Annotated in this window: 6 protein-coding genes; 4 read left to right on the top strand and 2 right to left on the bottom strand. The window is 44.8% G+C overall.

Annotation, left to right across the window (positions count from 1 at the left end; all coding sequences use genetic code 11):
• The first annotated feature begins 281 nt into the window (after positions 1 to 281).
• The 3 genes from upp (at position 282) to CBE68_RS11910 (ending at position 2,646) form a co-directional block, all read left to right on the top strand.
• Positions 282 to 911, top strand: a complete 630-nt coding sequence (gene upp / locus CBE68_RS11920) for a uracil phosphoribosyltransferase (RefSeq protein WP_087506314.1) — start codon at positions 282 to 284, stop codon at positions 909 to 911.
• Between the two features lie 38 nt (positions 912 to 949).
• Positions 950 to 2,173 (top strand): uracil-xanthine permease family protein, encoded by a 1,224-nt coding sequence (locus tag CBE68_RS11915; protein WP_087506313.1) that lies wholly within the window; start codon positions 950 to 952, stop codon positions 2,171 to 2,173.
• A 149-nt stretch (positions 2,174 to 2,322) separates the two neighbouring features.
• Positions 2,323 to 2,646, top strand: coding sequence for a hypothetical protein (locus CBE68_RS11910; RefSeq protein ID WP_087506312.1), 324 nt, complete (start codon positions 2,323 to 2,325; stop codon positions 2,644 to 2,646).
• A gap of 61 nt (positions 2,647 to 2,707) precedes the next feature.
• On the opposite strand, the gene CBE68_RS11905 is transcribed toward CBE68_RS11910, so the two are convergent.
• Positions 2,708 to 4,318, bottom strand: coding sequence for an EAL domain-containing protein (locus CBE68_RS11905; RefSeq protein ID WP_143824550.1), 1,611 nt, complete (start codon positions 4,316 to 4,318; stop codon positions 2,708 to 2,710).
• Between the two features lie 137 nt (positions 4,319 to 4,455).
• A complete protein-coding gene (locus CBE68_RS11900) occupies positions 4,456 to 5,172 on the bottom strand; it encodes a GGDEF domain-containing protein (RefSeq protein WP_087506310.1) in 717 nt (238 codons plus the stop codon).
• 247 nt (positions 5,173 to 5,419) lie between these two features.
• On the opposite strand from CBE68_RS11900, the gene CBE68_RS11895 reads away from it, so the two are divergent.
• Complete coding sequence (locus CBE68_RS11895) at positions 5,420 to 6,325, top strand: hypothetical protein (RefSeq protein WP_087506309.1); 906 nt, start codon at positions 5,420 to 5,422, stop codon at positions 6,323 to 6,325.
• Positions 6,326 to 6,814: the final 489 nt, after the last annotated feature.

The following is a 6,814-nucleotide window of genomic DNA, read 5'->3' as shown; positions in this document are numbered from 1 at the left end:
AGCTTCAGTTAAAGTGCTGTGGCAAGGATGGCTCAAATTACAAGCCATCCTTGAAGGGTACGAGCTAGCCAAGTCTCTTGAACTCTAAGATGTGATCAAGAGACAGGTCTATTGGACTGGCTTTTTCATGTTTCATTGATTGACTGTTTCGTTTTGTTGACAGCCAAAGGCGGTGCAGAAGTCGACCACCTGCCTGAGACTTGTCAAGCATCAACAATAGCAAATAGTCGCTATGCTATTTGTTACGCGCAATTTTTACCCCATCACGTCAGGACTCCATCATGGCCGTTTTTGAAATCAAGCACCCGCTGGTGCAACACAAACTTGGGCTTATGCGTAAAGCAGGCCTCAGCACCAAACAATTCCGCGAACTCTGTAGTGAAATTGGTGCCTTGCTTACCTATGAAGCCACTCGCAACCTCGAAACCGAAACGGTTGAAATCGAAGGATGGCAAGGTTCGCCACTGGCGGTTGAAAACATCAAAGGTAAAAAAATCACTTTGGTGCCGATTTTACGAGCAGGGTTGGGCATGCTAGACGGTGTTCAAACCCTTTTGCCAAACGCCAAGATCAGTGTGGTTGGCCTCTATCGTGATGAAGAAACATTAGAACCAGTGGCCTATTTCGACAAAGTAGTTCGCGACGTTGAAGAGCGCACCGCACTCATCGTTGATCCAATGTTAGCGACAGGCGGCACACTGATTGCCACTGTTGATTTGCTTAAGCAGAAAGGTTGCACACACATTCAAGGGTTGTTCTTGGTCGCAGCACCAGAAGGCATTGCCAAACTAGAGGCGGCTCATCCAGATATCGATATTTATGTTGCCTCTGTCGACGATCACTTAAACGACAAAGGTTACATCATCCCTGGCCTTGGTGATGCCGGCGACAAGATTTTTGGCACCCGATAATTTTAAATAAAAAACACACTGCAGGACTCAACAAACCTATGCAAACCTTCTCTGTTCGCACCGCATTGATTGGCGCCCAAATGCTATTTGTCGCCTTTGGCGCCTTGGTGCTAGTACCAATTTTGACCGGCTTAGATCCAAACGTAGCATTGTTCACCGCCGGTATTGGTACCTTACTGTTTCACTTCATTACCAAGCGCTCTGTACCAATCTTCCTGGCTTCTTCGTTTGCTTTCATACCGGCGATATCACACGGTGTCGCTACTTGGGGCATCGCGGCAACCATGTCTGGCTTGATGGCAGCAGGTGTCTTTTACATGCTACTTAGTGGCCTAGTGGCATTGCGTGGCAATGAGATCATTCACCGTATTCTACCCCCCATTGTAGTAGGCCCAGTGATCATGGTCATTGGCCTCAATTTAGCGCCCGTTGCTGTTCATATGGCATTGGGACGCACCGGCGATGGCGCCATTGAGTTGTTTAGTATCGATCAGGCCTTGTTGGTGTCGATGCCAGCGCTCATCGTTACTGTTCTAGTATCGATCTTAGGCAAAGGTTTACTGCGTTTAGTTCCTATTTTGTCAGGACTGATTGTCGGTTATGTCATTGCGGTATTGTTGGGTATGGTCAGTTTCGACGGCGTTGCTGCGGCACCTTGGGTTGCAATCCCAAACTTTACTGCGCCTGAATTTCACTGGGAAGCAATTTTATTTATCGTGCCAATTGCTATTGCCCCAGCGGTAGAACACATTGGCGATATGGTTGCCATTTCCAACGTCGCCGGGAAAGACTTCCTGAAAAAGCCGGGTCTAAAACGCACTCTCTTGGGCGACGGCGTCGCTACCTCAGCCGCGGCAATGTTTGGCGGCCCACCCAACACGACCTATTCAGAAGTAACCGGTGCTGTTGCGCTGACCCGAGCATTCAACCCAGTGATCATGATTTGGGCAGCAGTATTCGCCATTTTGCTATCATTCTGCGGCAAAAGTGGTGCCTTACTGAATTCGATTCCGGTTCCTGTGATGGGCGGTATCATGACCTTGTTGTTCGGTGCTATTGCAGCAATTGGTTTGAATACATTGGTCAAGGCCGGAGAAGATATCAGCTTGCCTCGCAATATGACTATTGTCTCGTTGACGCTGGTATTTGGTTTAGGCGGCATGTTCTTCGAGTTTGGCGACTTTACTCTCCGTGGCATCGCTCTGGCAGCAATAACAGCTATCGTGTTGAACTTGATCTTGCCAAAAGCCAAACACCACTAATTGCAATGATTCTCGGTTGTAAACGGTGCCTGGTGCACCGTTTTTTTGTCCCTCCAGAAATGCACATTATCCATTGATTAGTTGGCGGTTATGGCATTTATCTGCTGTTCGTTCTAGCGATATCTGAGCAGCTCGAAAAAACCTGTGAAGTGAGCAACAAGGGGCAAATAGAAGAGTACAGAATCGCAGTCCAGACAAGCTTAGATAAGTTACTCGCACAACTAGCAACAATTGAGTTTGACGATGTTGCTGAGCAAGCCAAACAGCCAATCACATCAGCGCAGTTAAGTGAGCGTATCGCGGTACTGATTGAAACTTGCGATGATGGCGACCCAGACGCGAAACAATTGATCGAAGAGCTACACCAGTTTGAACTGAGCAGAGAACAACAGCGCCGGTTGAAAAAAGCTTCAAATCTACTTGATGACTACGAATTTGACGGCGCCATTGAACAGCTTAAACAACTTGCCTAAGCACACGTTCTGCGGCCTGCAGTTTAAATAACTTTGCGAGACCGTGAATATGAGCCAATACTCAGCTGTTCAGTAAGAGATGGTCACTCAACATTTGAATAGGCATCGGTTTAGCAAAAAGCCACCCTTGCCCCTGTTGAACCCCAAGCTCCAATAGACTTTTGAGCTGCTCTTCGGTTTCGATGCCTTCTGCCACGACAACCATCTCATATTTGTTCGCTATCTCGACAATATTAGGTAGCAAACTTGCGACAATGGCATCGAACTCAAGCCCCTTAATGAAGCTCCTGTCGATTTTTAGAATGTCGTAGTTGAGCGTTTGTAAACTAGCAAGATTTGAATAACCAGTGCCAAAATCATCCATCGCAATCAATACGCCATTCGATTGCGCACTGTCGGTATGCGTGATCGCTTGTCCCACATCAAGCGGTTGATCTTCAGTGATTTCGACAACCAGTTTGCAAAGCGGATATTTTGCCGATACTCCCTCAACATAGCGCCATAATGAGTCAGTGACAAAATCCTCTGGAAAAACATTGAAGTTGACTTTAAGGCTGTTGGTTTCATCGATCAATTCAGCAAGCTCAGCCATCGCTTTATCAATAATCAGTTGCGTAAAAGGCAACGTTAACTTGGCCTCTGCAATCAACGGAATGAACTCAAGCGGAGACATTGTGCCATAGTCATCTTCGAACCGAGCCAGTACTTCACACCCAACAATACGCCTGCTGGCCAAGTCAACGATGGGTTGATAGTGACAGAAAAAGAATGACTTTTTTAATCCTCTGAGGATTCTCGATCGACTCGAGCGACGGCGAATATACTTGCGCTTCAGACTACGATAAGTGAAATATGCGAATGCGACACTAGCAGCAACAATGATCCCCAGCCAATCAAGGAAAACGACAGCAAATTGACGAGGAGAGAACCCCAAAATGGCACAATAATCAGAATGCTCTCCACAGGATTCAGTCATCACAACATAATCAGGCCACCAAGCATTTTGACCTTTCGCATATACTCTTCTTAATCCGAACTCTCCAATCAAATATTGGTACTCATCAGCATTAAGCGCTTCGGAGGAGAGTACAATCTCAAAGTTGGTGTCGACCAAAAGAAATGCTGGCGAAATAAGCGCGGGATAAACAAATTGATAATCACCATGCTGAGCCATAAAACTGACCACATCAACAGGGCTTCTGTAATTAACAATAATCTCATTGCCTCTAGGGCTCCGAATACGCTCGCTTTTAACAAAGGGGGTATAGCTTCCTACTTGGCATTGTTCTCCACTTTCCAAACGATACTTAATGGCTTGAATAAATACCTGTTGATTAAATATGGCTTGGAGCTTTTGAAGGTGGCTAACCGAACAATCTTTGACATCTATCTGTTGAAGCTTGGCAGCAATGTCAGCCCCTTCAAAGTGAATCGCCTCAAGCCGCTCAACTAGTTCCGATGCATCTTCCGATAGCTCATCTCTGATATCGAAGAAAGCAACGACAGTTACAACCATTACACTGAGAACAAAGCTCAAGCTGACATATCTGAAAAGGGACTTCCTTTCTGTTGCGGTAAAAACGATATGATGACTACTACGCATAAATCCAGACTTCGGAAAGATTTCAACTGCCTCCAATAACACATGTGAGGCGGAGTAAGGCGTCGCCAACTTGCAGCTAGAAACGGGACACCATTATTGCAATGAAATGGGCTCCTCCTTGAAAAACATTTTACGAATGTGAAAGATGTGATAATTTTTCTGACCACATGGTCAGATTGTCACCAAAATTGTGAGGCTACAGAGGGTCATGAAGCAACCTCGACACGATTACGACCACCTTTTTTAGCTCGATACAAAGCCTTATCTGCTCGCTGCCAAAAAGCTTCCATGGTCTCGCCTGGTTGGTAGCTGGCTATACCAAAACTTGCGGTTTGCACTTGAGCCGTTTCAAACGATGAATTGGCAATCGTTTGTCGTAGGTTATTTGCCAGAATTTCCAACGATGCCAACGGAGTCTCTGGGCAGATCAACATGAATTCTTCGCCGCCCCAACGACCGACAAAATCTGATTGACGGATATTGGCTGAAAAAATCGTAGCGGCTTGCGACAGTAATCGATCTCCCATGGCGTGGCCAAATGTATCATTCACTTGTTTGAATCGATCGAAATCGACGAGCATCACCCCTAACGGGTGCTGATATCGCTTGGTTCGATATATTTCCCGAATCAATTGCTCATCGAGTTTTTTACGGTTGGCAATTCCGGTCAAATGGTCAGTCGTGCTGAGTAATTCAAGCTCACGTTTGGCTGTCATGAGCTGTTGATTCGATTCAGATATTTTTCTATTGAGAGTGCTTAGCTCGCGATAACGGAGGAATCCTAAGACCACGATGATTGCCACCACTCCAGCAATTTTCCACAACAACAGATAGTCAAACTGCTGCTTTAGTGTCACCCCTAACCAACGATTTTTTAGCGCTTGAATTTCATCTTCGTTGAGGTTTGCCACGGCCTTTTGCATCACTACAACAGGCCCAAGGACAAGAAACCAATATTAATATATAAATATCAATTGGTTAAAAATAACACCTGTAGATAGCAATAAAAAACAACACTCATAGCAACAGCAGTTAGGCTTATTTAATACGGTAGCCAGCACGAACCAAGTCAACATCAAATTAGTAAGTCATTTTTGAGCTTAAACATTCTATTACAGCTTGAAAAGTGACATATTTACATGATGGGAATACACGATAAAGCCGCAGTTTATGGACGAACACGAGCAATCAATAAAGATTCACTACAATGGTAGTGGAGACAAAATCAAACAACACCAAATGAAGGTGTCTCTTGTCACTAGCAGCATGTCTGGCCTTGAAACAATTTACCTAGAGGCCTTCAAAGAAGCTAACCGCATATATAGCTCACACATATCTACTGAAGCACTCCTATCAGGAGGTTTCAGAGATGGCTCCCTGTGGTGGCTAATAAAACTATTCACCAAGGAATCAGAATCTCAGCAGTCTTTCGAAACCAGTTCAATTTATGGTGCCATTTGCGCCGCTTTGAATAAAACAATTGAACTGCTGAAGAACATGGATTTATCGACCACAGAAATAGTAATAAAGCAAGGTAAGCAGGGCTACTCGATTGATATTGATGGAGACCGAGTTGAACTTAATGAGCTTGAGTGCGCAATACTAACCAACCCTAAGATTAGAGCAGCCATCAGCGACATATCTACTCCGTTGACAGAAGAGGGGATAGACTCCCTGACAATCAATCAAGGAGCAAAAGAACATCCCCTAATAACAGTAACCAAAGAAGACAAAGAGAAACTTGTCATCAGACGAAATCACAAGCACGTTGTGGACGAAGGCAAGATTTTTGGCTTTTTTTATGTGGAAAATCTGAGCTACAACCCCAAGGCGAAATGGAAGCTCATTGACAGAGATAATCCAGCTAGAAGCCTAACCGCTCTAATTGTTGACCCTGTATTTCTAAAGAGAGTATCTGATAATCAAGAGAAATTTTCCAAAGATGACTTACTAGAGGTCGATGGGGTTTGGTACAAAGAAAAAACAAAGCTAACAGGGAAAACAATTACCAATTACACTATTACTAAGGTGATTCAGCATATTCCGGTAGAGGATAAACAGTGGAAGCTCATGTAGCGCTATTGCTTGTTGTGATTGTATCGATTGCAGTCGCGTACCTCATGCCTCTAATTGTTCAACGCTTAAAGACTCGCAAAGTAAAAATTGTTGTTGATGCAGGGGGCGCACCAAGCACATCAATTGTATACCTATACCCTGACGACCCTTTATGGAAGGCAATCGAGCACCATAAAAGGAGTAAAAGTGTCTGAGGGGATGAATTCAAAACAGAAGACTATCAGCAAAACAGATGTCTTGAGCAGCGCAACTCTCACCAGCGTAACGACTTTTATTCTACTTACATGGTCAAAAAACCTACCAGAGACATCGCCTTTAGCTCCATACCTTAAAGAGCCCACAATAGCGTTCCTATCAGGGCTTATCTCATGTGTCGCCACATTGGTTCTGGCTCGAGTCCGCTACCGCCTTCGAATGATTGAGCACAAACGGGACTACCAAGATAAAGTTGAACTGCTAGATAAGTTCATTAACGATACCAGCTGCCCC

Source organism: Neiella marina, assembly GCF_002165625.1.
GTDB lineage: Bacteria > Pseudomonadota > Gammaproteobacteria > Enterobacterales > Neiellaceae > Neiella > Neiella marina.
This window is presented reverse-complemented; position numbering and strand designations above follow the sequence as displayed.